The organism is Acidocella aromatica (genome assembly GCF_014201825.1).
GTDB lineage: Bacteria > Pseudomonadota > Alphaproteobacteria > Acetobacterales > Acetobacteraceae > Acidocella > Acidocella aromatica.
The window spans coordinates 62465-88095 of record NZ_JACHFJ010000011.1 but is presented as its reverse complement, the minus strand read 5'-3'; the positions used below and the strand labels follow the sequence as shown (position 1 = coordinate 88095).

The window sequence follows — 25631 nt, the reverse complement described above, 5'->3', positions numbered from 1 at the left end:
GCTTATGCCCCATTTTCGCTGCGCGTCAGCGCCATGTCGTAGAGGGTGAGCAGCCGCTCATCCTCTTGCAGGGTTTCTTCCGGCAGCTTGTTGGCGATGGCGAGGATGGTCGCGTAGTCCTTGGCCGCCCACGCCGCGTTAAAGCCTGCCCGCAGCACCTCCAGCCGCGATTCCTTGATCTTGCGGCCGGTGAACGTCTTGTAGGTTTCGAACTCCTTGAGCAGCGCCTTTTCGCGCTTCTTCTCCAGATCCTGCGCCTTGTTCGGATCGGGCACATACCAGCGGTCTTGGGCGCGGGCGTTGAGGCGCGGGTCGGCTTTCTCCAGACCACGCAAATCGTGGTAGTTGGTCGAGAGATAGCGATGAATCTGGCTCGGCACCTCGCCCGCGCCGTCGTAGCGCAGGAAATTGGCTTCCAGCAGCGCCGACAGTTCCGGTCGCGCCTCGTGCTTCTTCCAGCCCGCGCCGAGTTGCTTGATGAACTCCGGGTGGATGTCCTGATAGGTGGACGGCCGCGCCTTCAGGAAGTCAGCCACCCAGTCGATGGCGCTGCGCTCGTCGGAGACGAACAGTTCCATCTGCGGCGCCTGCGCTGTCTGCGCGCGCTTCTTGTCATATTCCGTCACCTGCTCGGGCAGGAAGACCATGCCGTCGCGCTCGGGGAAACGGCTGCGCAGGCCGGAGAGAAACTCGTCGCTGGACAGCGGCACGGGTGCGTCATGGCGCACGAACCACGCCACCAGCCGGTCGTAGATGCGGCGCGGGTCGCGCTCGACGATGAACTCCAACTCGGCGTCCTTCACCTTGGTGACGGAGAGGTTGCGCAGATGGGTCTGCACGAAGTCCCAGGCCGACTCCACGGTCGCACCGCTCTTCTTGAAGCGGTCTTCCAGCCCGCCATTGGGCTTGTAGGCGGAAATCACCAGATCCTGCTTTACAGCAGTGGTGGACGTGACCTGCCGATAGCTGCCCTGCACCTTGTCCAGCGCTGTCACCTCGGCCACGACGAAGCCCGCCTGCTGCAAGGCGACCTGAATGGCGTTCCACACCGCCGCCTTGCTGTTGGAGAACACCACAGTCATCCAGCGGCCTGGCTTCAACACGCGCTGGTATTCAGCGAAGCAGCGCTGCATGAGGTGCTGATATTCGGGCAGCGCCTTATTCTTAAACTTGTCGATGATGGCTTCCGGCTTGGCGTCGGTGATGACGCCGTGCCACGCTTCAACCAGAAAGTTCAGGTCGGCGTAGTAGATGTTCTCGCCGAAGGGCGGATCGGTGAAAATGTAGTCAATAGAGCCGTCTGGCAGCGGCAAGCGTGCTGCTGTGCCGGTGTTGATCGTCGCCCATCCGGTGTTAACTTTGAAATTTCCGAAGGCTTTGACCAGTCGATCTAGCTTTCCACCAAGATTGTACCAAGGACTGCATTCGGAGTGCTGCGAAGCAACGTAATAGACGCCGTTCAGCATACGGTTTACTTGAGAGAAATGGGTTGGGCCGTAGCGGTTGAGAACCGACAATCCCCAAATCGCTTGTTCCACCATGAACGTCAGAAACGCGCGAATGCGTGGATCTGGATGCGCTTGTGCCTTGGCCCACAACGCGCCCATCGCCTGTGCGGCACGCGGCAGGTACAAGTGATGAACGTGAGTGAAGCCTTTGGGCGCAATTCGCGAGCCATGATACATCTCCTCAAGGGGGAAGCGGCTCGTCGGCACGGACGCGGGCAGCGGCAGGGTTTCGATCTTCGCTAGCGTGGCCAGGTCCGCCGCGTCGGGTTCTTTTTCGTAGCGCGTCTTGCCGACCGAATAGGCGATGATCGACGGCTGAAACTTCACCCGCTGCCATGACTGGCCGGTCGCCGGATCGACGCGCGTCTCCAGCACACGCTCCAGCCTGTCCTTGTTCAGTTCCGCGCCGCAATGCGGGCACGGGAACGTGCCGCGCACCCGCTTGCTTTCGTCTTCCAGCGCCTCGTCGAGGAAGTTCACGGTGCCCGCGCATTCCGGGCAACTGAACACCTCGCTCCACACCGTATATTCGATGCGGCCCTTGGTCTTGCCGTCGCTGTGCAGCGTTTCGTACATCCAGCCGATGTCCTGCTCCATGGCCTTAAGCAGTTGCTTGCCCGCCTTGGCGAAGGCATCGACATCGAAAGGGGTGTTGTAGTTCGCGCCAATGAAGGTGGCGGCGGGCGACAGGTCGTTCAGTACGGCACGGCGCGCGCCCCATTTGGGTGCGGCGCGACCTTCCTTCTTCCAGGTCAGTTCAAGTTCGTGCCGGTAGCTGGACGGCGCCGTGCCGCACCATTGCGCGGCCACGCCGGTCATGCCCGAACCGGCAAAGCCGTCCAGCACCACGTCACCCGGTTGGGTATAGTGCAGGATCGACGGCACGATGGCCAGGTGAGGCACCTTGGTGTGGTAACTGTGCGCCTTGTAGATGGCGTCGGTCTTGCCGACGCTCACGTCGATCGCCAACGGCTCACGGCTGTATTTCACCGCCGGATCGTAGGGCTTGCCGTAATGCGCCACTAACTCCGCCAGCCACGGGTTCGGGCAGGCGGTGTAATAGGGCGGATCGGACATGGCGAGGATGGCCGCGTCCGACCCCTTCGGAAAGCCATCCTGCTTTCGGAACGCCCGGTCTTGCAGCTTCTCGGTCAGCAGCTTCAAAAAGTGCTCACGCCGCGCGTCCTCGCTGGCAAAGGTCTGGCCGAGGCATTCGACCGGGCCGCTTGTTCCGCTGCGATGATTTTGTAATAGATCGGTCATATCAGCTATCTTTTCTTTATTCGTCGCCAGACGATTTGCTGTCATCATGTTCGCCAGCGTATTTTTTCATGCCTTCTCGCAGGATTTCGAGGAAGGTGTGGTTCCTGCCTTCGGCATCAGCAATGATCGCATCGAAAGAGACCACGAAGGTCGGCGTTGGGATAACGCGACCATCAGGATGTGGCGTGTCGAATTCCTGATAGTAAACCCTTCCTTTTGAGAAAAAGGGCGTCCATTTGAATTGCCTTAAACGGAACGCCGTCGCGTCGTTGACGCTCATAATCGCATAGTACCAAACGCGCTGAATGTTCTGGCAATGCGCAACAAGCTTCCCGGCGCGATCCAAAAGTTGATTTACCGCGTAAAAATTGTCTTTTTCGTCCTCTGTTTTCTTTTTGATCTCAACCACAACGACATCGACTGGTGTCGTGTCGTTGGGGTCTGCCGAGAAGATCATCGCAATATCCGGCCTGCCCGTATCCCCCACGCTTTCGTCATCCAAGCGTATGGCATTGATGACGGCATCCATGCTCTTCTCGCTCAGGATCGTCCTGAAGACCATGAACTTGTCATCGAGTAACCAGGCATTGTTCTGGTAAATCTCGGATGGCATGGAGCTTTGCGAATACTCCTTGAATCGCGGAACGATCAGGTTGTGAATCTCGGATTCGGCATTGCCGCCCGTCATCTCCTTCATTCGCGTAATGATTTTATCCCGATACAGAATATATTCTGTCAGCGTTCGGGAGGACATTTCCAAGGATTTTTCGTATGAGGCGTCACTCAATTTTTCAGATTGAAGTATTGCTTTCTGCTCTTTGAAAAACCGCTGTTGTGCGATCGACAACGCATCATCCCGGTCGATCAGGCCAACGGTGTCGTCCTCAAAGAATCCGAGCAAATGAGGAAATTGCTCTTCAAATTTTTCTTTGGTTTTTTCATTCCGCTCGGTGATTTGCGGGATCTTCTCCGCCAAAACCCTGCCCAGTTCACGGCGCAGAACGCGAAAAAGATGAGCCTCGGGCGTTCCCTCGGGCAGAACAAGTCTTTGCCGGGAGCTGTCCGCATTCGAGTGAAAGAGTTCGGACTCGAAGAGAAAGACGCAAAGATAGCCCGGCGGAAACGACGAAGGGGGGATCAGGTTTGCCGGTATCGTCCGGCCGTCGATGCTGAAGGCGACGAGTGAATTGCCTTTCCCCGATACGGGAGCAATGTGATAGTGCATGTCAATGGCCGAGATGGCATCCAATGTATCATCCTGGATGGTGATCTTGGTCATTGCCGGCAAGTCATCAGCCGTTATCGTAACTTCGTTCGGGAAGAACTCCTTCTGCGTGTTGCTTTCATTGGTTTTCAAGGCGATAGAAATCTTGAACGCTTTTCCATCGCGTTTGCGCGCATCCAGAGTCGGTAGAAACTGTTCGATCAAGAGCGGCTTGATGGTATCCGGCTTCAGATCGTCATAGGACTTGACGCGCGCTCCGGTAAAACCAGTGAAGGTGAGCGCTGTTTTGGCGTCTTGGGCTTGTCCAATATTTTGGAGCGGCGCGTTGCCATCAAAGCCTTCTTTGAAGGTAAATGTCCTCTGCCATCTGTCCCGCGTGCTGATAACTTCAACGCGATTAAAATAATTGAGAAACACCAAGCGACCAATTCCCTTGTGGAATTTGTCCCTGGGCTTCAACAGGGTTTTGAAGCGATCAAAATTTTCGTCTGTGAAGCCATCGCCGTTGTCCGAAACGGTAATAGTCAACGTGTCTGGCTTGTCGAAAGCTTGAACGTCGATACCGATCGACACGTCGGTCGCGCCCGCGTCCAGCGCATTGGCCAGCGCTTCAAAATAGACCAGTGTCAACGACGGGTTAGGGAAAAACAGCCTGATCGCGCCGGAGGTTTCAATATCCATTTTCTTCGTCCGGCTTGGCCACGGCCTGTTCGTGCAGCAGCTTGAGTTGGATGCCCGCTTCCGTGAGCACATAGCGTTGCCGCGACGAGCGCGGCTTGTCGGGGATGGTCGGGCGCAGTACACCGCCAGTCAGGAGTGGCTCCAGGTGCGTGGTCACGAAGTGCGGACGCTGGCGGTAGCCGGCATGGGCCATCAGCTCGGCCAGCGAGCGCGGGACGTCGGCGTAGCCGACGATACGCCACTGCACCTCCGTCAGCCGATCAAGTGACCGATCAAGTGACCGATCAAGTCCGGCCTGATTTGGCACGACTTGATCGGTGACTTGATCGGTGGCGCCCGTCCCTACCGTTCCTGCACCAGTCGATTGATTCTCAGCGGTATTTTCGGCCGTCTCGGCGGCAAAACGGGCGCGCAGGTGGGGTACCAGCCGCCATGTGTGGGCCGCTTCGCCCAACGGTTCCGCCAGCACTTGCACGGTCAGGCGCTGTGCCAGATCCAGCGCCTGCGCGCCGGTAAGGCCGGTCAGCGCCTTGATGTCGGCAAGGTCAACCTGGCCGTCGCGCAACAGGAAGGCGAACACCGCCGCCTCGTGCTCGGACAGATGCACGCCCAGGCTAGCCTGCGCCAGAAGCTGGGCTTCGGTGATGAGCTTTTCCTTGCGCAGCCGCAGCCGGAAGCTCTTTTCGGCCCTGTGATTCTCGATCTCCGGCGGCAGGTAGCCCAGTTTGCGCCAGCCGTCGAAGATGGCGCGCACGCCGGTGCCGCCCTGGTCGGACAGACCGATGCGGCGGAAGGCATTGACGATGCTGGGGTTGCGAACCTCCTTGTCACCGGGATCGAGCAGTTGCTCGCGCGAGGCGAAGGCGTCGCCGGGATTGAAGAACTCGGTCTGGTCGCGGAAGAAGCGGATGACCGGCACGCGGGTGGTGTCGCCGAAGTCCTGATGGATCAGCAGATTGATGGCGGCTTCGCGGAAGGAGATGTAGTCGGGCGGATCGTCGTCGCGCCGCAGGGTGGCGGCGTCCACGGCGAAGGGGCGCTCGCTGTGGCGGAAGTAGAACTCCACGATGGCCTGCCACGCCTTGATGAGGTTGTCCTCGACGGTGAGGCGATCGGCCCAGCGCACCATGGAGTCGTACTCGGTGCTGGCGTTGCGATAGAGCTGCACGTCCGTGACCATGCGCGGCAGCACCTGCCGGACATATTCGCCGCTGCCCAGCACCAGAATGGCGGCGCGGGTGGGGCGTAGCACTCCGCCTTGCTCGACGAGGAAGCCCCACGTCCGCAGGAAACTGGTGTCATCGGCGGCGGTGTCTTTGCCAGGGTTGCTGGCGGCAAAGCGCGCGCGATACCAGCGCACGGAGGCTTCATCGAAACAACGGCCAATATCCACGTCCAGCGTTTCGGCATCGTATCGGGTGTTCGATGCGTCGCGGATGTAGCGCAGCAGCTCGTCGCCCGTGCATGTATCGTCACGACCGCCACGGCGGATGTAGGCTTTTTTCGGATTCCCGTCGATATAGACGGGCTTCTGCTGCCGTGAGGCTTCGGGGATGTAGAACGCCAGCACAATGCCTTCCGGCAAGTCGTGCTTTTTCGGCTCGACAGGCAGGAGAACGCTGACCTTGTTGGTATCGCGCACCTGGCCGAGGAAGGTGTTCTGCATCTGATCGGCGTCGGTCACGCCGGTGACGGTAAATGTGCCGTTGGTCTGCTTGACGCCGAATACCAGGTGCCCACCATCCGTGTTGGCGAAGGCGCTGACAGTCGAAAGCGCGTCCTTGGGCACAGCCCAGGTCGCTTCCTTAAATTCGATGTCATTCCATTCAATGGATTGGAGCGCGGCGAGCAAGTCGTCTCTGGTCATGGCCGTCACTCGATCACAAACCGGAGCTTGGTGGCGTCCTTGCCCTTGCCGCGCTCGCTAATGAGCGCATCGAAGCGTTTGCGCAGTTCATCCGGTGTGGCGGGCGAGCCGCCTTGCAGCAGGGCTTGGCGCAGTTCGTCGGCTTTGACCGTGATCTTCTCCAGCCCGGACAGTGCCTCCTGCACGGCGTTGGCGAACTCGGTGGTGACAGGCTCCGGCAGCTTGCGCGCGGCGAGGAAGGCGTCGATCAGCGCCTTCGACGCGGGCGGCAGCAGACCCAGACTGTCCTGCGTAAACGGGTCTTCCAGATTCTCCAGCAAGGTCTGCTGCCAGTTGGCCTGCAACTGATCCAAATCGTCGTCCAGCTTGTTCAGGCGACTGGCGGCAGGCAGAAGTTCCAGTTGCTCGGCGGACGGCCGGAACTGGCAGTGGGGGCATACCGGGGTTCTGAGCAGAGTCGGCTCGTCCAGCGCGGAGCAGCTTTTCAGGCCGTTGAGCGCGTCTTCGAAGCCGGTGAGCTGGCTGGTGGGCATTAGTGAGACGCCTGCCAGCACGCGCAACGACAACAAGCGGTCGTCGCGGCGCAGCGCATTGCGTGTCTTTTCTTCGGCGACACCGAGCCGGGCCTTGCTGTGGCTGGCGATATAGGCGGTGACGTAATCCTTCTTGAGTCCGGCGAGAGTCTGGCGGCCTTCCCCAAGGATGGCGACGGCACGTTCCGCCGTGCGGTCCTCGGCCAGCTTGTCGAACAGGGCTTTGCGCGCTGCTTCGGCCTGCTTCACCCAGTCGTGGCCGGGCTGCAAGATCATCTCCGCCTGCGACAGGTAAGATGCGGCGCCCCCCAATTCTCCGACCAGTTCCAACAAGCGCTCGACGCCGGCGAGCACGTCCAGGTTCTTCTTCTGGATGTCGATGTCTTCCTGCGTGGCGCGCAGGTTCTTGAGCTTACCGACGGTGTTGTAAGGCGACAGGGATTCCGTGAATTTCTTGAGCGCATCAAGCCGCGCATACCAATCCTTGGCTTCTTCCTCGCGCAGCAGGTTCTGGCCCCAGAAGGCGAGCTTGCCCTGCTGGAGATCGGAGCCCGCCCTGAGCACACGCGGCACTAGGGCGCTGATCTTTTCTTGCAATGCGATGACCGGTTCGGTGTCGCCTTGGCTGGCCTTCTGCGCCAGGCCGGATGGCAGGTCGAGTAACTCGAACAGCGCACGCAGCACCGCGAGGTTGATTTCCTTGGGCGCCTCGATGTGCTTGAACTGCTTGAGTTCATCGAGCGAGCGTTCGGCCAGCAATGCGAGCTTGCCCGAGTCGATCTTGTCGCCGGTGATCGCGAGCACGATGTCGCCGGAATAGACCAGGACGCTCAGCACAACGACGAGCAGATCGGGTTCGAGCCGGTGCTTGGCCGGGGAGAAATACTCTACATCGGTTGCGCCGGTGATGAGTTCGTTGCGGTTGAGCACCTGCCCATGACCCTTAGCCTTGAGGCGATTCAACACCTCCTGGGCGTAGCGAGAACCGGCGGGGTCGATGCGTTCGCCGTCGAGCACTTCCAGCGCATCGAGTACGGCGGTGGCGTCCTTCGTGCGGGTGCCGCCCGCCAGCGCGCGCAGCGTGGCGCCGATGAGGGACTTACGGTTGGCCTCGGTGACGAGTACCGGAAACTTGGGATACTCGGGCGCGATGTCGGCGAAATGCTGGGACAAGACCAGGCCCGAGACGATGTTCACGATGTCGCGGAAATTGATCCTTTCCTCCGGCCCCAAGCGCGCGCGATCGCGCAGCGACACGCCCTTGGCCCAGTCTTGCAGCGTCTTGGCCTTGCCCTGATAGGTGACTTCAAACGCGGTTAGTTGCTTTTCTTGCAGCCACTTGCTCATGGCGCGCAGGGCATCTTGCGCCTTGGACTGATAGACAGCCTTCGCGCCGCCGCTGGCGGTGGACGCCAGATCCAGCGAGGCGGCGTATTGGGACAGGTGGCGTCTGTAGTCCTCGTCCGGCGATTTCAGCCGGAAGAACACTTCGTCCGCCTGCTGCGTATCGGTGAAGCGCGGCTTGTCGAAAGGCTGGATGAAGTAGATGTAGAAATCGCGCTCGGGCTGCGCGGTGGGGCGATCGTTCGGCGCTCCAAAGAACAGATAGCCCAAGCGCTCGACACGGCGCTCCTGCCACTCGATCTGGTATTGCCAGATTTGGAAACCTGGATAGCGGAGATCGTCGCTGCACTCCATCAACGCCTTGACGGCGCTGTAATAGGCGCGATCGAGCGCGTCGTCGGACAAGGCTTCGGCGCGCTTTTCGATCTGGGCGTCGTAGTCGATGTCCTTTTTCAGATCGAGGTAATACTGCTCCGTGTCGGTGGCCTTGGAGATGAACTGGCCGTTGACGGTCTTCAGCACCTCGCGCATCACGGTCTGAACCATCGATAGCAGGTTCTCGGCCGGTTCGCCCGGCATGTCCCCGACGCCGGGCTGGAACAGGCACAGGGAGTCGCGCAGCTCTGCGGCGGTTGGACCGATCGGGACGTGGATATCGCCGCCGGTGGTCAGGCGATGCACAGCCAGACCATTAATGACGCGCAGCGCCATCGGCTTGTAAGCCGGCCGCGTGAATGCCTGCTGGATGCGGGATTCCAGCACCTCGGAGACGCGCAGCACCTCCTTGATATTGGGATCGGCACGCAGCACCTGGTTGCTCTTGACCGTGTTCCAGAAGCTCTCATAGGCGATCAGTTGAGGTCGGTCGGTCGGCACGTCCTGATCGAGAATGGCCTGCATCGCGGCTTCGATGGTCTTGAGCGCACCACGCTTTTCCGTGAAATGAATCTGCTCGAAGGTCTTGAGATAGTCCGGGTGCACTGGGAACAGCCGGACATATTCGTCCATGCGTTCGTTCATCGACCCGTAGAATTTGGCGAAGGGCTTGAGATATTCGCGGATTTTGTTCTGCTGGTCGGCGGACTTCTTGAGCAGACGCGCGGAAACGACGAAGCTCACGTCCTGGCGGTCGATCAGTATCTGCGTGAAGCGTTCGTTGACGCGGCGGATGCTGTCGGCAACATGCTGGAAGCGGCCGCTATCGAAAATGGCTTCCTGCACGCCCGCGACGAAGCGGAATTTCAGGTGCTTGGCGACCTCGCCGATCTGACGCAGGATCGCCAAGTCGAGCACCAGCTCGTGATCGCGGCGCGATTGCAGGTATTCGAGGAACTCGTCCACCACGAGCAGAAGCCCCTGGTTCGGGAACTTCTCCCCGAATGCGGCCATCATCTCCTCGAAGGAGTCTTTGTTGTTCAGTTCTTGATCGGCGCTTGGGAACGTGAAATTGACGCCGAGCTTCTTGAGGAAGCGTTCGATCTGCTGGGTGATGATCTGGCGCAGCGGCATTTCCAAGCCGCCAACCTCGATGCGCAGCACTTTGAAGCGGCCGGCGATAGACGTAACCGCATCCACCACCTTGGGGTGCCGGATCATCGGTGCGTAGGCCGCATCCTCGGCCACCAGCGACAACACCGACATCAAGTGCGACTTACCAGTGCCGTAGTTGCCGACGATGAGCACACCCTTGTGGTCGACGGCATCATCGAAGCCGAGCTGCGGCACCATGAGCTTGGCAATGCGCTCGGCCATGTCGTCGGAGATGACGAAGGTCGAAACGAGCTTCTTGGCTTCGTCCGGGCGGTCGGCGTCGAGCAGTTGAACAACCGACTCGATCTGCTCGAATTGAATAAGGTCTCTGTACTTCATGCTTTTGACCTTCCGGCCCCTTGGTGGCTTTGCGCCGTTTCAAAGACGACGACGCCATCGCGGGTGTAGTCGCGGTGTTCGGGATGTCCTATGCCGGCGTAAATCAAGCGGTCATTGCGCATTTCGCCGGGCCACGCGGCGATGACCAGACGCGAGTGCGCCAGCAACTTGATGACGTTGAGTGGATTGATCTTCAGGCTCGGCTCAAAGAGAACTTCGAGATTGTCGAGCAGCAACGGCACGCCGTTGCGCACGTCATCCGTGACTTCGCGTAGCGACTCGTTCGTCGAGAAGCCACGATCGGAGATGGGCGTTGCCGCTAGGCGGCGCCCCAGCTCCACGCCGACATTGCGTGGCGAGGTATTCAGTCGTCGCGCCAAGGCGCGCAAGAGTCGGGTCTTGCCGCTGCTGCCAACCAGCAGGATCAGTTTGCTCTGGAGATCGCTGACTTCTCCGATAAGCCGTTCGAGCGCAGGGAGGCTGGCGACGTCTGCGGGCAACGCGAACGCATGGGTCATGGCTTCTCTTCGTCCGGCTTGGGCTTTCCCTCCTGCGTGCCCATGCGGGCGGCGATCCATCGATCCAGTTCGGCGCGCTGAAAGCGCCATGTGCCGCCCAGCTTGAAGGCCGGGATCTGCCCATTGGCCGCTAGGCGATAGACCGTGCGCCGCCCGGCCTTCAGGTAGGCGGCGACCTCCTCGATTGTCAGGATTTCATCGGACTGTTCGATCATAAGGTGGCCGACATGCTGGTGGTGAGCTTGTGCTATCTTGGCATAAGTTGGCAAGATTCGGCAAGCCTTATGCCAAAGAATAGGCACAGGCAAATCGATCGAATGAAAGCGATGGGCTTCCATTAACCCCGCAACTCACCGGGGAGCGACATCCCCGAGCCCAGCACGCATACGTGCGCTCGGCTCAGGGTCTATGAAAGTTCACTCTTCTGAGTGACTCTTCGGATTCGCTGCCGAAGCGGTAACCATCAAAGCAACGGTGCCGTGAGGCACTTGATCATGATCGAGCCTGATTCCTTGGCGCGACAAGCGACTTTACGATCTTCACCAGCGTTCGGTTAAGATCCTTTAAGACATCTGAGCAATTAATGGCATGCGGAGCGTAAGTTTGGTTTCAACAAAACGGACTGTGCGACTGAAGATATTTTGATATTTTTAAATGCCACCTGAAATAACAGAAGAGGGGCGATGGTGGAGGAGTTTCTGCATTGCCCATCCAAGTTCGCCACATCAGCTATGTGATCGCCGCAGCAGACCATGGCAGCTTTCGGCGAGCTGCGGCGGTCTTGGGGGTGCAAGAGTCGGCTATCAGCCGCCGTATTCGCGATCTTGAGGAGCGGCTTGGCGCAGCCCTGTTCGTCAGATCCCACAGCGGCGTTCAACTCACTTTTGCCGGAAAGCAGTTCGTCGATCGCGGTCGCAAGGCGCTCTCGGAAATTGGATTGGCCAAATCGGAAGTGTCGGCGATTGGCCGCGTCGGCGATGGCGAATTGAAGATCGGAATTTTGTCGTCTCTCGGATCTGGATTCTTGTCCGGCCTCATTCAGAACTTTGCTGAATCCTATGCCGCTGTGCAGATGTCTTTTGTCGATGGCGATCAGTCCGAACATGTCGCCGCGATAAGGCAACGCCAGCTCGATATTGCATTTGTGACGGGGACGCTCGATTGGCCGGGCTGCGAAACTGAATACTTGTGGTCGGAGCGTGTCTTTGCCGCGCTGCCGGAGCAGCATTCCTTGACCTCGCTGGAAGAGCTTGAATGGAAGGACCTGGCCGGCGAGCAATTCATCGTGAGTGAAGTGGCTCCGGGCCAAGAGATATACAACTATCTCGTTCAGCGGTTGGCCGGCCTTGGGCAAAGCCCGAAAATCCTGCCGCAAAGCGTTGGGCGGCATAACCTCCTGTCCTTGGTCGCGCTTGGACAAGGCCTGACATTGGCAAGCGAGGGGATTACGACAACACAGGTCCCGGGCGTTGCATACCGGCCGATGGCAAACGAAGCACTGCCCTACAGCATGGTATGGTCATCGCAGAACGATAACCCAGCCTTCTTGCGCCTGATCGAGCTTGCAAGGTCCATGGCCAAAACCGCGGCTTTGAACGGCGTCAAGGCGCCAGCGTAGATGAACCGCCGCCTTTCTTGGCCCTGGCAAAGCCCCTGTCCGTTGCAATGAACCGCTCGAGCATGGGCACGATCAGGCGGACGGGATCAGTGGGAGGGCGGTTGGTCTCGCGGCCGAGAATTTCCGCATAAGCGATCAGATCGCGATGGAGTTCGGCGGGAAGTTCGACCGTGACCTTGACCGGCTTGTCGTCGGCAAGTGGCCCAAGTTTCAGCTTCGCCATTTCAGCCTCCGTAGGGTTCGAGCACGAGATCGCGCGTGACGATGACCCTGACTGGAAAACCGGGTCTGATGGTGAGCGTCGGCGCAATGTTGAGCTGACGGCTGACGATCTGCTGACCAGTCTGGCTGATGCTGTTCGAGGCGCCCGAACGGATCGCCTGCACCAGATTGTTCTCGTCCTGGCTGGTTCCTGCTTCTGCGCCGACGCTGAGTAGCGTCGAAAGCGCGGCGGCCTTGAACAACTCGCCCCAATGATAGTCGACGCCATCTTCGAGGCCGGCATAGCCTTCGGCATCGGCGCCAGGCTGACGCTCCAGCACGATCGAGCGGCCATTGGGGAAGATCAGCCGGTTCCAGACGAGCAGCACGCGACGCTGGCCGAAGCCGACGCCGGCGTCATACTGCCCGACGACGCGCGTACCCTGCGGAATGAGCAGGATTTTCCCCGTGGGGCTGTCGTAGACGTTTTCCGTGACTTGCGCGGTGATCTGGCCGGGAAGATCGGAGCGGATGCCGGTGATGAGCGCCGCCGCGATTACGGCGCCGGCCTGAAGCACGTTGGCTGATGCAGGCGCCGTGACACGATCCGGGGAGACGGTGCGTTTGTCGGGCGTCTGGTTGAGGAAGGCGAGCTGACGATCCTGCGCCGTTGGCGTCGCCGGCTGCGGCGCCAGCCCGAGGCTGGCGAGATCGGTCTGCGGAACCGTCGTGGCGGTCGCCGTCACCGGGCCTGTTGCCGGTCGCGTCTCGGTAGAAAAGAACAGCCGCGCTGTTCGGGCGGATTCGGTTTCCTGAAGGCGGCGCTGTTCCTCCGGATTGATGCCGGGATTGGGCGTGGCCATCCCCGGCGTGGGCACGACCTGGCCCGCATTCTGTGCGCTGAGGATCGGCCGGCCGAGATCGCCGGGCAGTGGCGGACCGAGCTTGGGGACGCCGGAATAGTCCTTCGGCAGATTGGCAAGCCCGTCCGGCGTGGTTCGGTTGTCGGTCGAATAGAGTTCCTGGCCTTGATTGCCGCCATGCCGGGTTTGAAGCGCGTAGATCAGCGCACCGCCGAGTCCCACGCTCGTCACCAGCGCGATCCCCGCGAGCGCCTTGCGCGACAGCCGGGTCACGCGCGGCGGCTCGGGACGTAGCCGCATCGTCGGAGGCGGCTCGCCGGTCAGCGGCCGGGCACGATCCTCCACCGCCTCGGCCGTCCGCGGCGTGTCCGGATTCGCACCTTCTTCCTTTTCGGGATCGAGTTGGTTGGTCACGACGCCGGCCTCCCGTCAGTCCGGGAGATACGGACGCGCTTCTGGTCTTTCGCCGCGCCGAAACGCAGCTCGGCGGCAGCGAACAGGCGATCGACAATCATGTAATTGCCGCGCACGCGGTAGTTCACCAGCTCGGAGGTGTCGCCCTCGGGACCGACGACGAACAGCGGCGGCAACTCGCCCTGAGCGATGCCGCGCGGAAACTCGATGAACACTTGGCGGCCATCGTCGAAGGCGCGTAGGGGGCGCCACGCCGCGCGGTCGCCCGTCACTTCGTATCGGAAATTGACGTTCGCCAGATCAATGCCAGATGAGACGGGTTGGGCGGCCAGCGCTTCGGCGTTCTGGCGACGCAGCGCGATGAGCTGGTCCTGCGGATATTGCCAGGATACCGAGGCCATGTAGGTCTTCTCGGTGGAGCGCAATTCCATGTGGTAGGTGCGCCGGTCAGTGTTGATGACGAGGTTCGTCATCAATTCCGGCCGGGTCGGCTTGACGAGGATGTGGACCTGCTTGCCGGCGTTCGTGCCGCTTTCGGTGTCGCCGATGATCCAGCGCACGGTGTCCCCAGCCGCAACGGGACCAGAGCCGACGAGCGCCTCTCCGGGCTGCAAAGCGATGTCGGTGATCTCGCCGGGCGAGGAATAGACCTGATAGAGCGCGCCATCGACGAAGGGATAGACTTGCATGGAGTTGATGAAGCCGTCGCGCACCGGCTGCATCCGAGCTGCGGCATTGGCCAGGTTCACGCGCGCCGCGGGATCGGCAGGCTCCGGCACAGGATTTCCGTCTTTGCCGACAGGCTTCAACTGGCCTGGTAGCGGCAGCAGCTTGGGCAAGCTGACCACGGTGACGGGCGCCGGCGGATCGACCTTCATGACGGCCGGGGCGGCATCGTCATAGGAGATCTCCGGGGGTGGTGTGTGCCCTGCGCATCCGGCGAGCGCCGAAGCGGAAAGCAGGAGAAGCGGCAGTCCGGTTCTACGGAAAGCCGGAACGGCGTGCATGAAAAAAGCCGGCCTCCCGGCATGACGGAAGGTCGGTGTCATTGTCCAAGTTCCTTCGACCAGTTGATGGCGTTGATGTAGATTCCGAGCGGGTTTGCCCGGAGCTTGTCTGCGTCGCGGGGCGGCTGCACGGCGACGGTGAGGATCGCGGACCAGCGTTCGGTAGAGCTGAGCGAGCCGTCCTGATAGCGGCGCTCGATCCAGGCGACGCGGAAGCTTGAGGGTGAGGCGCGGATCACGCTGGAGATTTCGATGGCGACCTGGATCTTGCCGACATTGGCGAAGGGATCGTTGGATCGTGCATAGTCGTTGAGCGCCAGCGCGCCGCCCTGCGTGGTGAAGTCATAGGCCCGCAGCCAGTTCTGACGCACGATGATCGGGTCGGCGGGGATGCCACGCACCTCCTCGATGAAGCGCGCGAGGTAGAAGGCGATCTGCGGATCGTTCGGCTGATAGTCGGCGGTCGCGGGCGCGACGGCCTGCGCCGCCCCGAGTTTGTCGACCTGCACCACCCAGGGCACGATCGAGCCATTGGCCGACTGCCACACCAGTGCGGCCGAGATGCCGGCGGAGAGGGCCAGGGAGCCGAAGGCCATCAGCCGCCAGTTCTTCGCCTGCACGCGGGCCGAGCCGATGCGTTCGTCCCAGACCTGCGCTGCGCGCTGATAGGGCGTCTCGGGTTCGGGGGATTTGCCATAGTGGGTGGATGGTCGCTTGAACATGGTCAGTCGCTTTCAGAAAGGTTGACGGAAGAACCACCGCCATGACTGTCGCCGCTACGCACGGCATGGGCGGCGGCCTGAACGCCATGGGTCATCTGTTGCGAGCGCTTCATGCGCTGCGCCCAGGCTGGCGGGCCGTCCGCGGCGGACGACGAGGACGCGCCGGTTGCTGCGGCTTCGGTCTCAGCGGAATCGCCGCCAACCGTGCCGGCGGTCGATGATCCACCCGTCGCCTCGAAGGCGGCGCGGCTGCCGGTCTGATAGCTGGATTTGAGGCTGTCGGCGGCCCTGGAGGCCGCGCGCTTCAGCGGCGAGACGGCAGCTTGCGCACCGGCATTGGCGACACCGCCGAGACCCGAGGCGACGCCCGATGCTCCGGACTGGCCGGTCGCGCCAAGGCTGTAGGCGGTCGAGGCTCCGCCTGCCAGCGCCGCCCCGCCGCGAGCAGCGGCAGCAGCGCCACCCGCGAGGGCAGCGCCGCCGGAGGCAACCGCGCCGACAGTGGCGGCCCCGGCCGCGACCATGCCGCCGGCGGCAAGTCCGGTGCCGATCGCCGCGCCCGCGCCAAGCTGCGGCCCGCCGGAGACGAGGCCATTGGCTATGCCAGGACCGAAGATGCCGAGCCCGAGAAGCGACAGTGCGGCGAGCACGATCGCCATGGCCTGATCGATGGTCGGCGTCGCGCCGCCGAAACCAGCGGTGAATTGCGAGAACAGCGTCGAGCCGATGCCGATGATGACGGCGAGGACCAGCACCTTGATGCCGGACGAGATGACGTTGCCGAGCACGCGCTCCGCCATGAAGGCGGATTTTCCGAACAATCCGAATGGGATCAGCACGAAACCGGCGAGCGTCGTCAGCTTGAACTCGATCAGGGTGACGAAGAGCTGGATCGCGAGAACGAAGAAGGCGAGCAAGACCAGCGCCCAGGCGAACAACATGCAGGCGATCTGGATGAAGTTCTCGAAGAACGACCAGTAGCCCATCAGGTTGGAGATGGAATCGAGCAGTGGCCGCCCGGCATCGAGGCCGGTTTGCGCGACTTGGCCGGGTTGCAGCAATTGCGCCGTGGTGAAACCGGTTCCCGACGCTTTCACGCCGAGGCCAGCGAAACTCTCGAAGATGATCCGGGCGAGGTTGTTCCAGTTGGAAATCAGATAGGCGAAGACGCCGACGAACAGCGTCTTCTTGACGAGACGGGCCATGATGTCGTCGTCGCCGCCCCACGACCAGAACAGCGCGGCCAGCGTCACGTCGATGACGATCAGGGTCGAGGCGATGAAGCCGACCTCGCCGCGCAGCAGGCCAAAGCCGCCGTCGATGTAGCGAGTGAAGACGGCCAGGAATTGGTCGATGACGCCGGTGCCGCCCATAGTCAGCGATCTCCGTTCACGGTGGGAGCGAGAGCGCTCGCGGGCGTGTCACCCGGTGTTGGCGATTGCGTACTGGCAGCCGGTTGGCCGAGGAAACGGCGACGGTTTTCGGCCCAAACCTTCAGGCATGACGGATCGCGCGGCCCGGCTTCGCCCAGTCCGCTGCACCTGGCGAGTTCCGCATCGAGTGGATCTCTCTCGATGACGGGGCGCCTCGGCATGGCAAGGCCGACCTGCGGATTGTCCGGGCGGTTCACGTCGATCACCGCCGCGACGATGGCGAGCACGACGAAAACGATGGCGCCGATGCGAGCGAGGGTCTTGCCGTCCATCGCGCTGCCCTCAATTGCCGCTGTAGAACATCTGTGCGTTGCCGGGCTGGTAGCCCGCGCCCGGCGTCAGGAAGCGACGGCGTTGTTCCTGCCCCTGCGCGGCGGCGGCGGCCTGTTCGGCCGATTGCAGCGCTTGCGCGCGGCCATTGGCGGCGACAACGGCTGTGAGATCGGCGAGTTGCTGGGCCTGAAGGGCGAGGAGTTGGTTGCCGGCTTGTGTCGCTTGCAAAGCGCCAGTCGCCGACTGACTCGATCCGACCAGTGCCGACATTTGTGTGCGGTTGGTGTCGATGTTGCCGACGACGGTCGCCTGCACGCGCATCGCGTCTTGCAAGCCGCCGACCGTGTTTTGCCATCTGGTCTTGGCGTCGGCGACGAGCTGCGCATCCGACGCCGACATGGAGACGTTGGCGTACTTGGTTTGAAACGCCTGGTCGATCTGCTGGACGTTGTAGGCGATGTTCTGCGCTTGGGCGAGCAGTTGCTGCGTCCGCTGCACCGACTGCTGGAGTTGTTGCAGCGAGGAGTAAGGCAGGCTCGCCAGGTTGCGGGCTTGATTGATGAGCATCTGCGCTTCGTTCTGAAGCGAAGAAATCTCATTGTTGATCTGCTGAAGTTCCCGCGCTGCGGTCATAACGTTTTGGGCGTAGTTCGCCGGATCGAACACGATGATGGCGTAGGCGGGCGTTGCCAGCATGGGGGTAAGCGCGACGGGAGCGATGAGCAGCGCGGCGGCGAGCCGCGCCGCACGAAAGCGACGCAAGGTCATGGCAGTGTCTCCAGGTTGGTGAGGTTGGGAATGAGATCGGCGGCCCAGCCGACGTTGCGCTGGCGCAGCCAGGCCGGCAGGAAGCCATCTACGCCATGCTCGGCGATGACGGCGGCAATGGCGGCCTGATCGGTCTTGGACGATGCGGCGCAGAGCGCCAGCGCCACCTGGGAGAGCCCCAGGTCGAACAGCCGGTTGCCGCGGCGCGATTGGCAGTAATAGTCGCGCTTCGGCATCGCCCGCGCGATGATCTCGATCTGCCGGTCGTTGAGGCCGAAGCGGCGATAGATGGCGGTGATCTGCGGCTCGATCGCGCGCTCGTTCGGGAGCAGCAGCCGGGTCTGGCAGCTCTCGATGATGGCCGGCGCTATGGCGGAGCCGTCGATGTCGCTGAGCGACTGCGTGGCGAAAATGACGGAGGCGTTCTTCTTGCGCAGCGTCTTCAGCCATTCGCGGAGCTGGCCGGCGAAGCCGTCGTCATCAAGGGCGAGCCAGCCTTCATCGACGATGATGAGCGTCGGCGAGCCATCGAGCCGGTCTTCGATGCGGTGGAACAGATAGGCGAGCACCGCCGGCGCCGCTTCCGTGCTGATCAGCCCTTCGGTCTCGAACGCTTGCACCGTCGCGGTGCCGAGATGTTCGCGCTCGGCGTCGAGCAGCCGACCGTAAGGGCCGCCGACGCAGTACGAGCGCAACGCCTGCTTCAGATCGTTGGACTGGAGCAGGACGCAAAGCCCGGTGATGGTGCGTTCTTCGATCGGCGCGGAGGCGAGCGAGGTCAACGCCGTCCAGATATGTTCCTTCACCTCTGGGCTGATCGGCACGCCCTCGCGCATCAGGATGGCGACGGTCCAGTCGGCTGCCCAGGCCCGTTCGGCCGTGTCATCGACGCGGGCCAACGGTTGCAGCGATACGCTCGCAGCGCTGCCTCCGGTCAGACCGCCCCCGAGATCGTGCCAGTCGCCGCGCATGGCGAGTGCTGCGGCGCGGATCGAGCCGCCGAAGTCGAAGGCGAACACCTGCGCGCCAAGATAACGGCGGAACTGCAAGGCCATGAGGGCCAGCAGCACGGATTTGCCGGCGCCGGTCGGGCCGACGATCAGCGTATGGCCGACATCGCCGACGTGGAGGGAAAACCGGAACGGGGTCGAACCTTCGGTCTTGCCGAAGAGCAGTGGGGGCGCTGCAAAATGCTCGTCCCGTTCCGGCCCCGCCCACACCGCTGACAAGGGTATCATGTGGGCAAGATTGAGCGTCGAGATCGGCGGCTGGCGGACATTGGCATAGACATGCCCCGGCAAGCTGCCGAGCCAGGCGTCTACCGCGTTGATGGTCTCGGGCATGGCGGTGAAGTCACGGCCTTGGATGACTTTCTCGACCAGGCGCAGCTTTTCGTCGGCGGTGCGTGGATCGGCATCCCACACCGTCACGGTGGCGGTGACATAGGCGATGCCGGCATAGTCCGCGCCGAGTTCCTGTAGCGCCAGGTCGGCGTCCGCCGCCTTGTTCGAGGCATCGGTATCGACCAGAGCCGACGCCTCGTTGGTCATCACCTCTTTCAGGATCGCTGCGACGGACTTGCGCTTGGCGAACCATTGGCGGCGGATTTTGGTGAGGAGCTTGGTGGCGTCGGTTTTGTCGAGCAGGATCGCGCGCGTGCTCCACCGATACGGAAACGCCAATCGGTTCAGCTCGTCGAGCAGTCCCGGCGTGGTCGCGGTCGGAAAGCCGGTGATGGTCAGTACGCGCAGATGCTGGTTGCCGAGCCGGGGTTCGAGGCCGCCGGTCAGCGGCTGATCGGCGAGCAGTGCGTCCAGATATATCGGCGTTTCAGGCACGCGCACGCGGTGCCTCTTGGTCGAGACGCAGCCATGCAGATAGGTCAGCGTCTCGGAATCATTGAGCCAGGCGCATTCTGGCATGAAGGTTTCGACGAGGCGCAGGATGCGATCGGTGCGATCGGCGAAGCCGGTCAGAGCCTCGCGGGGATCGAGTCCCTTCTGGTCGCGGCCTTCATAGAGCCAGCTTTCGGCGCGCGCGGCATCTTCGGCCGGCGGCAGATAGGTGAAGGTCAGGAAGTAGCTCGACTCGAAATGTGCTCCGGCTTCTTCAAAGTCGGCCTTGCGTTCGGCATCGACCAGCGCAGAGGCCGAATCCGGAAACCGGCTCTCGGGATAGCGATTGGAGACGTGGCGCTGTGCTTCGACGAAGATCGCCCATCCTGAGCCGAGACGACGGAAGGCGTTGTTCAATCGTCCCGCCACCGCGACCAGTTCGGCGGGCACCGCCGAATCCAGATCAGGCCCACGGAAGCGCGCAGTGCGCTGGAAGCTGCCGTCCTTGTTGAGGACGATGCCTTCACCGATCAGCGCGACCCAGGGCAGAAAATCGGCCAGCCGGCTGTTGCGGTTGCGATATTCGCCGAGGTTCATCATCGTTGCGCCCTCGCTCAAACCGACAGATGGGCAGGGATGCGCAGATGACGGCGCACCACATCGACGAAGTGGGGGTCGCGCTTGGCCGCCCAGACGGCGGCGACATGGCCGATGGCCCAGATGGCAAGGCCAACCAGCCAGAGGCGAAGCCCCAGGCCGATCGCACCCGCCAGCGTGCCGTTCATGATGGCGATCGCGCGCGGAGCGCCGCCAAGCAGGATCGGCTCGGACAGCGCCCGGTGAAGCGGGACCGTGTAGCCGGGCACGTCTCCCTGATCGACGACGCCCACCATCAGACCAGCGCCCCGCCGCTGAACGAGAAGAACGACAGGAAGAAGGAACTGGCCGCAAAGGCGATGGAGAGACCGAACACGATCTGAATCAGGCGGCGGAAACCGCCCGAGGTGTCGCCGAAGGCGAGCGTCAGGCCGGTGGAGATGATGATGATCACCGCGACGATCTTGGCGACTGGGCCTTCGATCGATTGCAGGATCTGTTGCAGCGGCTGTTCCCACGGCATCGATGAGCCGGAGGCATGGGCTGGCGCGGCCATCGTCAGGCTTATGGCGGCAATGGAGACTGACGCCGCGAGACGGCGGCGCAGACGAAACACGACAGGCATCATGAGGAAATTCCTTCTTCGGGCTGGGGAGAAACGGAATCGAGGGGGATGACGCGATAGTCGCCGTCGGGGCCGAGGCCCTCGACACGAGCGAGTTCCGCAAGGCGACGCTTGGAGCCACGGCCGGCGAGAACCGCCACGAGATCGATCGTCTCGGCGATCAGCGCGCGCGGGACGGTGATGACGGCTTCCTGGATGAGTTGCTCCATGCGGCGCAGCGCGCCAATGGCCGAACCGGCGTGGATGGTGCCGATGCCGCCGGGATGGCCTGTCCCCCAAGCCTTCAGAAGGTCCAACGCCTCGGCGCCGCGCACCTCGCCGATCGGGATGCGATCGGGGCGCAGGCGCAGTGACGAGCGAACGAGATCGGAGAGCGAGGCGACGCCATCTTTGGTGCGCATTGCGACGAGGTTGGGCGCGGCGCATTGCAACTCGCGCGTATCCTCGATGATGACGACGCGATCGGAGGTCTTGGCCACCTCGGCGAGCAACGCATTGGTGAGCGTCGTCTTGCCGGTCGAGGTGCCGCCGGCGACGAGAATGTTGGCGCGGGAGGCAACGCCCGCCCTCAACGCCTCGGCCTGTGCGGCGGACATGATTCCGGTACGGACGTAATCGTCGAGCGTGAACACGGCGACGGCCGGCTTGCGGATCGCAAAAGCAGGCGCCGCGACGACGGGCGGCAACAGCCCCTCGAACCGTTCGCCCGTTTCGGGCAACTCGGCCGAGACGCGCGGCGCGCCAGCATGAACCTCGGCGCCGACATGATGCGCGACCAGGCGCACGATGCGCTCGCCATCGGCGGGTGCGAGATGTTCGCCCGTGTCGGACAACCCTTCGGACAACCGGTCGATCCAGATGCGCCCGTCCGGGTTCAGCATCACCTCGACGACGGACGGATCTTCGAGAAACCGGGCGATGGCCGGGCCGAGCGCGGTGCGCAGCATCCTTGCGCCCCGCGCCAGACCTTCCGAATTGTGATGTGAAGCCTTCATGTCGCCCCGAGTTCAGCGGGGATCGACTGGTCTTCCCCTTGCGGGGTCGATTAAAAGAGCCTGATTTAGGGCCGATTCAACAAGGATTTACGGGTGTAGTAGCCTAGCGTGCAAATACAGGAGAACGGCGGTGTGGCCGAAATCCGAGGTAGGTGAGGCATATCGATTGTCAGGTTACGAGGCCGCACCTCCACCCATGGTCAGAAAATCAAAAGCTCTATGGAGGCGCCCGCATGACATCGGCTAACTGCTGAAAGCTGGTATGTCCCATTCAGGTGCATCGTAGATTTTCGAGCGTTTAATATCACCCTCGAAGCCCGTCGCTTTTTGTATTTCCGCTTTGTCTGCAAGCCAATTGGTACGATCGCGATTGGGATCGGCCATGATCTGCGTGATCATTGCGTATGGATCGACAGGGTAGCGATAAAGGCCCTTAACATCATAGTCCTTCGCATTGCCAAAATATAGCAGTCGCACCTCGCTTTCATGCTGGAAGGCATGTCGTTTGAGCAGCAGGCTCTGCGCAAATCGCTGCGGCCTAAGGTCCAACTGTTCTCCATTCTGCACGAAGGCCTGAAGTTGGTCTTCGCGCTTATACTGGACCTTTCCGATGAAGCAGGTGTCCTGCGGCATCTTTTCATGCGCTTCGACAAGGGCCGTCAGAAGCTTGCGCGGTGTCGAACGAATCCGGAGAAAACGAACCTGCGGATCGTTGGCATAGATTCCCCACATTGCCTCCGACAAATACTCGCGCGTCCAGCATTGACCCACAAAATCATTCGAAAAGCCGAAATCGAAGCGCTCGCCGTTGAGAATGCCTCCGAGTTTGAGTTGGAAATTCTCAAATTTATCCTTCCAGTTATGCACCTGGCTCAGAACATTTTTCCGGTCGGCGAAGAGCGCGATTACATAATCCTGGCGCATGATCCGGTAGATGTGCTGGTCCAGCTCGTCATCGGCCAGATTAAGATAATTTCCCTCTGTCATCTTATGTCCTTTGCTCGCGACTTTCGCGGCCATCGTATCGAACAAACTCTACTCTTCTTGCGCCAGAACGTCCTCCGCGATTTCCTGCCGCAGCTTCGGCCCCTTTGCGAGCCGCCGCCCGAGCGCGGTGACGAAGGCGCCGTAGCGTTCAGCGGCTTTCGCGTGGGCTGCCTTGGCGACGGGTTCGGGCAACGCCGGCGTGGTGGCGAGCCAGAAGCGCACGAACACGGCGAACATCTCGACGGAGATCCCGAGATCACGTTCGAGCCGTGTCATGCGGCGGTCGAACTGGTCGAGCCGCTTGGTGATGGCGGCTTCCTGCCGCTCGGCGGCGTCGGGTGACAGGAAGGATTCAATGGCGGCTTCCGCGATCAGCGATCGGGATTGATCCCGCCGCGCGGCATGATCAACGAGGCGGTTCATCACGGCGGGATCGAGATAGACGGACAGCCGCTGTTTGCGGGTGGATTTGGTCATCGGAGCCTCACAGGTCCATGCCGTCGCCGGGATCGAGCGAAGCTTGGCGAGCGACACCCTGCATGAGGCGGTTCACTCGGCTGTTGCGAGAGGCGTCATCATCATCGTCGTCATCGGTCATGCCGATCTCGAACTCGTTCTCGGCAGGCTCCTTCCTTTCGACCGGCTTCGCGCGGCTGAGTTCGGGCTGACGACGACGTTCGGATTCGGTCGGGTCGTCGTCTTGACCTTCTGGCGCGAGCTTTGGCTCCGCGATTTGCGGGCGCGGCGGCACGGGCAAGGCGGTCCAATCGTCGGGGCGGCCCTGCTTCGGAGTGGTCAGCGCCGGTGGCGGCAGGATGCGCTCCTGTAACCGGCGATCCTCGAAGTAGCGGGCCTTCTTGGCGCGGATCGGCGGCGTCCCGGCGATCATGACGATCTCGTCGGTGGCGGGAAGTTGCATCACCTCGCCGGGGGTGAGCAGCGGTCGGGCGGTTTCCGAGCGCGACACCATCAAGTGCCCCAGCCAGGGAGAAAGGCGGCTGCCAGCGTAGTTCTTCATCGCCTTCATTTCGGTGGCGGTGCCCAGCGCGTCCGACACGCGCTTGGCGGTTCGCTCGTCATTGGTGGCGAAGCTCACGCGGACGTGGCAGTTGTCGAGGATCGAGTTGTTCGCGCCGTAGGCTTTCTCGATCTGGTTCAGCGATTGCGCGATCAGGAAGCTCTTGAGCCCATAGCCGGCCATGAAGGCGAGCGCCGACTCGAAGAAGTCGAGCCGGCCCAAAGCCGGAAACTCGTCGAGCATGAGCAGCAGGCGGTGACGCCCGGCCTTGGCTTGCAAATCCTCGGTCAAGCGGCGGCCGACCTGATTGAGGATCAGGCGGATCAGCGGCTTGGTGCGGTTGATGTCGGAGGGCGGCACGACGAGATAGAGCGTCGTGGGTTGCTTACCATCCACGATGTCGGTGATCCGCCAATCGCAACGGCGCGTCACCTCGGCGACCACGGGATCGCGGTAAAGGCCGAGGAACGACATGGCGGTCGAAAGGACGCCCGACCGCTCATTGTCGGACTTGTTCAGCAACTCGCGGGCAGCGCTGGCGATCACCGGATGCGGTCCGGCATCACCGAGATGCGCGGTTTTCATCATGGCGGCGAGCGTCGACTCGATCGGGCGCTTGGGATCGGAGAGGAAGGCTGCCACGCCGGCGAGCGTCTTGTCCTCTTCCGCATAGAGGACATGCAGGATTGCGCCGACCAGCAGGGCATGGCTGGTCTTTTCCCAATGGCTGCGCTTTTCGAGACTACCCTCCGGATCGACCAGGATGTCGGCGATGTTCTGCACGTCGCGCACCTCCCATTCGCCGCGTCGCACTTCGAGCAGCGGGTTGTAGGCCGAGGATTTGGCATTGGTCGGATCGAACAACAGCACGCGACCGTGGCGAGCGCGAAAGCCCGCAGTGAGCTGCCAGTTCTCACCCTTGATGTCGTGGACGATCGCCGAGCCCGGCCAGGTCAGCAGCGAGGGAATGACGAGACCAACGCCCTTGCCCGATCGGGTCGGAGCGAAGCACAACACATGCTCCGGGCCATCGTGGCGGAGATATTCATGGGCATAGCGGCCGAGCACCACGCCGTCAGGGCCGAGCAGTCCGGCGGCTTTCACTTCCGCGACCTCTGCCCAGCGCGCCGAGCCATAGGTCTCGACCTTCTTCGCCTCGCGCGCTCGCCAGACGGACATGCCGATCGCCAGGGCGGCGGCGATCAGACCGCCGGAGGCCGCGATATAGGCGCCCTCGATGAAGATCGATGGCGCATAGGCATCATAGCCATACCACCACCAGAAAAAGGCGGGCGGATAGTAGAAGGGGAAGCCGAGCAGCTTGAACCACGGGTGTCCGAGTTCGGGCTGAAAAGCTAGGCGCCAAGCGACCCATTCGGTCGCGCCCCAGACACAGAAGAGAACGATGGAAAAGACGGCGAGGATTTGGCCCCACAGGATTTTCGTAGCGGACATCTGCAATTCCTT

At 62.0% G+C, this 25631-nt stretch carries 21 protein-coding genes; 1 reads left to right on the top strand and 20 read right to left on the bottom strand.

Going from position 1 to position 25631, the window contains the following annotated elements; all coding sequences use genetic code 11:
- Nucleotides 1-2 precede the first annotated feature (2 nt).
- From HNP71_RS11375 to HNP71_RS11350, 6 genes are read right to left on the bottom strand one after another with little or no spacing between them, the layout of a single operon-like run.
- Nucleotides 3-2771 (bottom strand): DNA methyltransferase, encoded by a 2769-nt coding sequence (locus HNP71_RS11375; protein ID WP_183267043.1) that lies wholly within the window; start codon nt 2769-2771, stop codon nt 3-5.
- A 16-nt stretch (nt 2772-2787) separates the two neighbouring features.
- Nucleotides 2788-4677: an ATP-binding protein gene (locus tag HNP71_RS11370; RefSeq protein WP_183267042.1), complete on the bottom strand. Its 1890-nt coding sequence runs from the start codon at nt 4675-4677 to the stop codon at nt 2788-2790.
- On the bottom strand, nt 4667-6544 hold the full coding sequence (locus HNP71_RS11365; RefSeq protein ID WP_183267041.1) for an RNA-binding domain-containing protein: 1878 nt from the start codon (nt 6542-6544) through the stop codon (nt 4667-4669). The genes HNP71_RS11370 and HNP71_RS11365 overlap by 11 nt, the downstream gene beginning before the upstream one ends.
- Nucleotides 6545-6549: 5 nt before the next feature.
- Nucleotides 6550-10290, bottom strand: coding sequence for a DUF6079 family protein (locus HNP71_RS11360; protein ID WP_183267040.1), 3741 nt, complete (start codon nt 10288-10290; stop codon nt 6550-6552).
- Nucleotides 10287-10808, bottom strand: coding sequence for a BREX-3 system P-loop-containing protein BrxF (gene brxF / locus HNP71_RS11355; RefSeq protein WP_183267039.1), 522 nt, complete (start codon nt 10806-10808; stop codon nt 10287-10289). The genes HNP71_RS11360 and brxF overlap by 4 nt, the downstream gene beginning before the upstream one ends.
- Complete coding sequence (locus HNP71_RS11350) at nt 10805-11023, bottom strand: helix-turn-helix domain-containing protein (protein ID WP_183267038.1); 219 nt, start codon at nt 11021-11023, stop codon at nt 10805-10807. Before HNP71_RS11350 ends, brxF begins: the two co-directional genes overlap by 4 nt.
- A gap of 488 nt (nt 11024-11511) precedes the next feature.
- Between HNP71_RS11350 and HNP71_RS11345 the strand changes: the two genes are divergently transcribed.
- A complete protein-coding gene (locus HNP71_RS11345) occupies nt 11512-12426 on the top strand; it encodes a LysR family transcriptional regulator (protein WP_221246827.1) in 915 nt (304 codons plus the stop codon).
- Here the strand turns inward: HNP71_RS11345 and HNP71_RS11340 are convergent.
- The 14 genes from HNP71_RS11340 to HNP71_RS11275 form a co-directional block, all read right to left on the bottom strand.
- Nucleotides 12410-12649: a DUF2274 domain-containing protein gene (locus tag HNP71_RS11340; protein ID WP_183267037.1), complete on the bottom strand. Its 240-nt coding sequence runs from the start codon at nt 12647-12649 to the stop codon at nt 12410-12412. The genes HNP71_RS11345 and HNP71_RS11340 overlap by 17 nt on opposite strands.
- A gap of 1 nt (nt 12650) precedes the next feature.
- Entirely contained in the window at nt 12651-13790 is a 1140-nt protein-coding gene (locus HNP71_RS11335; protein WP_221246835.1) for a TrbI/VirB10 family protein, read from the bottom strand.
- A gap of 110 nt (nt 13791-13900) precedes the next feature.
- Nucleotides 13901-14911: a P-type conjugative transfer protein TrbG gene (gene trbG / locus HNP71_RS11330; RefSeq protein WP_246344199.1), complete on the bottom strand. Its 1011-nt coding sequence runs from the start codon at nt 14909-14911 to the stop codon at nt 13901-13903.
- Nucleotides 14912-14949: 38 nt separating this feature from the next.
- Nucleotides 14950-15633, bottom strand: a complete 684-nt coding sequence (trbF, locus tag HNP71_RS11325) for a conjugal transfer protein TrbF (RefSeq protein WP_183267034.1) — start codon at nt 15631-15633, stop codon at nt 14950-14952.
- Nucleotides 15634-15635: 2 nt separating this feature from the next.
- On the bottom strand, nt 15636-17006 hold the full coding sequence (gene trbL, locus HNP71_RS11320) for a P-type conjugative transfer protein TrbL (protein WP_183267033.1): 1371 nt from the start codon (nt 17004-17006) through the stop codon (nt 15636-15638).
- Between the two features lie 2 nt (nt 17007-17008).
- A complete protein-coding gene (gene trbK-alt, locus HNP71_RS11315; protein ID WP_183267032.1) occupies nt 17009-17338 on the bottom strand; it encodes a putative entry exclusion protein TrbK-alt in 330 nt (109 codons plus the stop codon).
- Between the two features lie 10 nt (nt 17339-17348).
- Nucleotides 17349-18107: a P-type conjugative transfer protein TrbJ gene (trbJ, locus tag HNP71_RS11310; protein ID WP_183267031.1), complete on the bottom strand. Its 759-nt coding sequence runs from the start codon at nt 18105-18107 to the stop codon at nt 17349-17351.
- On the bottom strand, nt 18104-20542 hold the full coding sequence (trbE, locus tag HNP71_RS11305) for a conjugal transfer protein TrbE (RefSeq protein WP_183267030.1): 2439 nt from the start codon (nt 20540-20542) through the stop codon (nt 18104-18106). The genes trbJ and trbE overlap by 4 nt, the downstream gene beginning before the upstream one ends.
- 14 nt (nt 20543-20556) lie before the next feature.
- The gene (locus HNP71_RS11300; RefSeq protein ID WP_183267029.1) at nt 20557-20835 is read right to left on the bottom strand and encodes a VirB3 family type IV secretion system protein; all 279 of its coding nucleotides are present in this window, start codon (nt 20833-20835) and stop codon (nt 20557-20559) included.
- A complete protein-coding gene (locus tag HNP71_RS11295) occupies nt 20835-21167 on the bottom strand; it encodes a TrbC/VirB2 family protein (RefSeq protein ID WP_183267028.1) in 333 nt (110 codons plus the stop codon). The genes HNP71_RS11300 and HNP71_RS11295 overlap by 1 nt, the downstream gene beginning before the upstream one ends.
- Nucleotides 21164-22111, bottom strand: coding sequence for a P-type conjugative transfer ATPase TrbB (gene trbB, locus HNP71_RS11290; RefSeq protein WP_456304188.1), 948 nt, complete (start codon nt 22109-22111; stop codon nt 21164-21166). The genes HNP71_RS11295 and trbB overlap by 4 nt, the downstream gene beginning before the upstream one ends.
- Before the next feature lie 291 nt (nt 22112-22402).
- Nucleotides 22403-23191 carry a DUF2971 domain-containing protein gene (locus tag HNP71_RS11285; protein WP_183267026.1) on the bottom strand — a complete coding sequence of 263 codons (789 nt, stop codon included), beginning with the start codon at nt 23189-23191 and terminating at the stop codon, nt 22403-22405.
- A 3-nt stretch (nt 23192-23194) separates the two neighbouring features.
- Nucleotides 23195-23623 (bottom strand): ribbon-helix-helix protein, CopG family, encoded by a 429-nt coding sequence (locus HNP71_RS11280; protein ID WP_183267025.1) that lies wholly within the window; start codon nt 23621-23623, stop codon nt 23195-23197.
- Between the two features lie 7 nt (nt 23624-23630).
- Entirely contained in the window at nt 23631-25619 is a 1989-nt protein-coding gene (locus tag HNP71_RS11275) for a conjugal transfer protein TraG (RefSeq protein ID WP_183267024.1), read from the bottom strand.
- Nucleotides 25620-25631: the final 12 nt, after the last annotated feature.

Coding starts and splice junctions, on each gene's coding strand:
- HNP71_RS11375 (WP_183267043.1), bottom strand. CDS start 2,771: ATGACCGATCTATTACAAAATCATCGCAGCGGAACAAGCGGCCCGGTC.
- HNP71_RS11370 (WP_183267042.1), bottom strand. CDS start 4,677: ATGGATATTGAAACCTCCGGCGCGATCAGGCTGTTTTTCCCTAACCCG.
- HNP71_RS11365 (WP_183267041.1), bottom strand. CDS start 6,544: ATGACCAGAGACGACTTGCTCGCCGCGCTCCAATCCATTGAATGGAAT.
- HNP71_RS11360 (WP_183267040.1), bottom strand. CDS start 10,290: ATGAAGTACAGAGACCTTATTCAATTCGAGCAGATCGAGTCGGTTGTT.
- brxF (WP_183267039.1), bottom strand. CDS start 10,808: ATGACCCATGCGTTCGCGTTGCCCGCAGACGTCGCCAGCCTCCCTGCG.
- HNP71_RS11350 (WP_183267038.1), bottom strand. CDS start 11,023: ATGATCGAACAGTCCGATGAAATCCTGACAATCGAGGAGGTCGCCGCC.
- HNP71_RS11340 (WP_183267037.1), bottom strand. CDS start 12,649: ATGGCGAAGCTGAAACTTGGGCCACTTGCCGACGACAAGCCGGTCAAG.
- HNP71_RS11335 (WP_221246835.1), bottom strand. CDS start 13,790: ATGCGGCTACGTCCCGAGCCGCCGCGCGTGACCCGGCTGTCGCGCAAG.
- trbG (WP_246344199.1), bottom strand. CDS start 14,911: ATGCACGCCGTTCCGGCTTTCCGTAGAACCGGACTGCCGCTTCTCCTG.
- trbF (WP_183267034.1), bottom strand. CDS start 15,633: ATGTTCAAGCGACCATCCACCCACTATGGCAAATCCCCCGAACCCGAG.
- trbL (WP_183267033.1), bottom strand. CDS start 17,006: ATGGGCGGCACCGGCGTCATCGACCAATTCCTGGCCGTCTTCACTCGC.
- trbK-alt (WP_183267032.1), bottom strand. CDS start 17,338: ATGGACGGCAAGACCCTCGCTCGCATCGGCGCCATCGTTTTCGTCGTG.
- trbJ (WP_183267031.1), bottom strand. CDS start 18,107: ATGACCTTGCGTCGCTTTCGTGCGGCGCGGCTCGCCGCCGCGCTGCTC.
- trbE (WP_183267030.1), bottom strand. CDS start 20,542: ATGATGAACCTCGGCGAATATCGCAACCGCAACAGCCGGCTGGCCGAT.
- HNP71_RS11300 (WP_183267029.1), bottom strand. CDS start 20,835: ATGGTGGGCGTCGTCGATCAGGGAGACGTGCCCGGCTACACGGTCCCG.
- HNP71_RS11295 (WP_183267028.1), bottom strand. CDS start 21,167: ATGATGCCTGTCGTGTTTCGTCTGCGCCGCCGTCTCGCGGCGTCAGTC.
- trbB (WP_456304188.1), bottom strand. CDS start 22,111: ATGCTGCGCACCGCGCTCGGCCCGGCCATCGCCCGGTTTCTCGAAGAT.
- HNP71_RS11280 (WP_183267025.1), bottom strand. CDS start 23,623: ATGACCAAATCCACCCGCAAACAGCGGCTGTCCGTCTATCTCGATCCC.
- HNP71_RS11275 (WP_183267024.1), bottom strand. CDS start 25,619: ATGTCCGCTACGAAAATCCTGTGGGGCCAAATCCTCGCCGTCTTTTCC.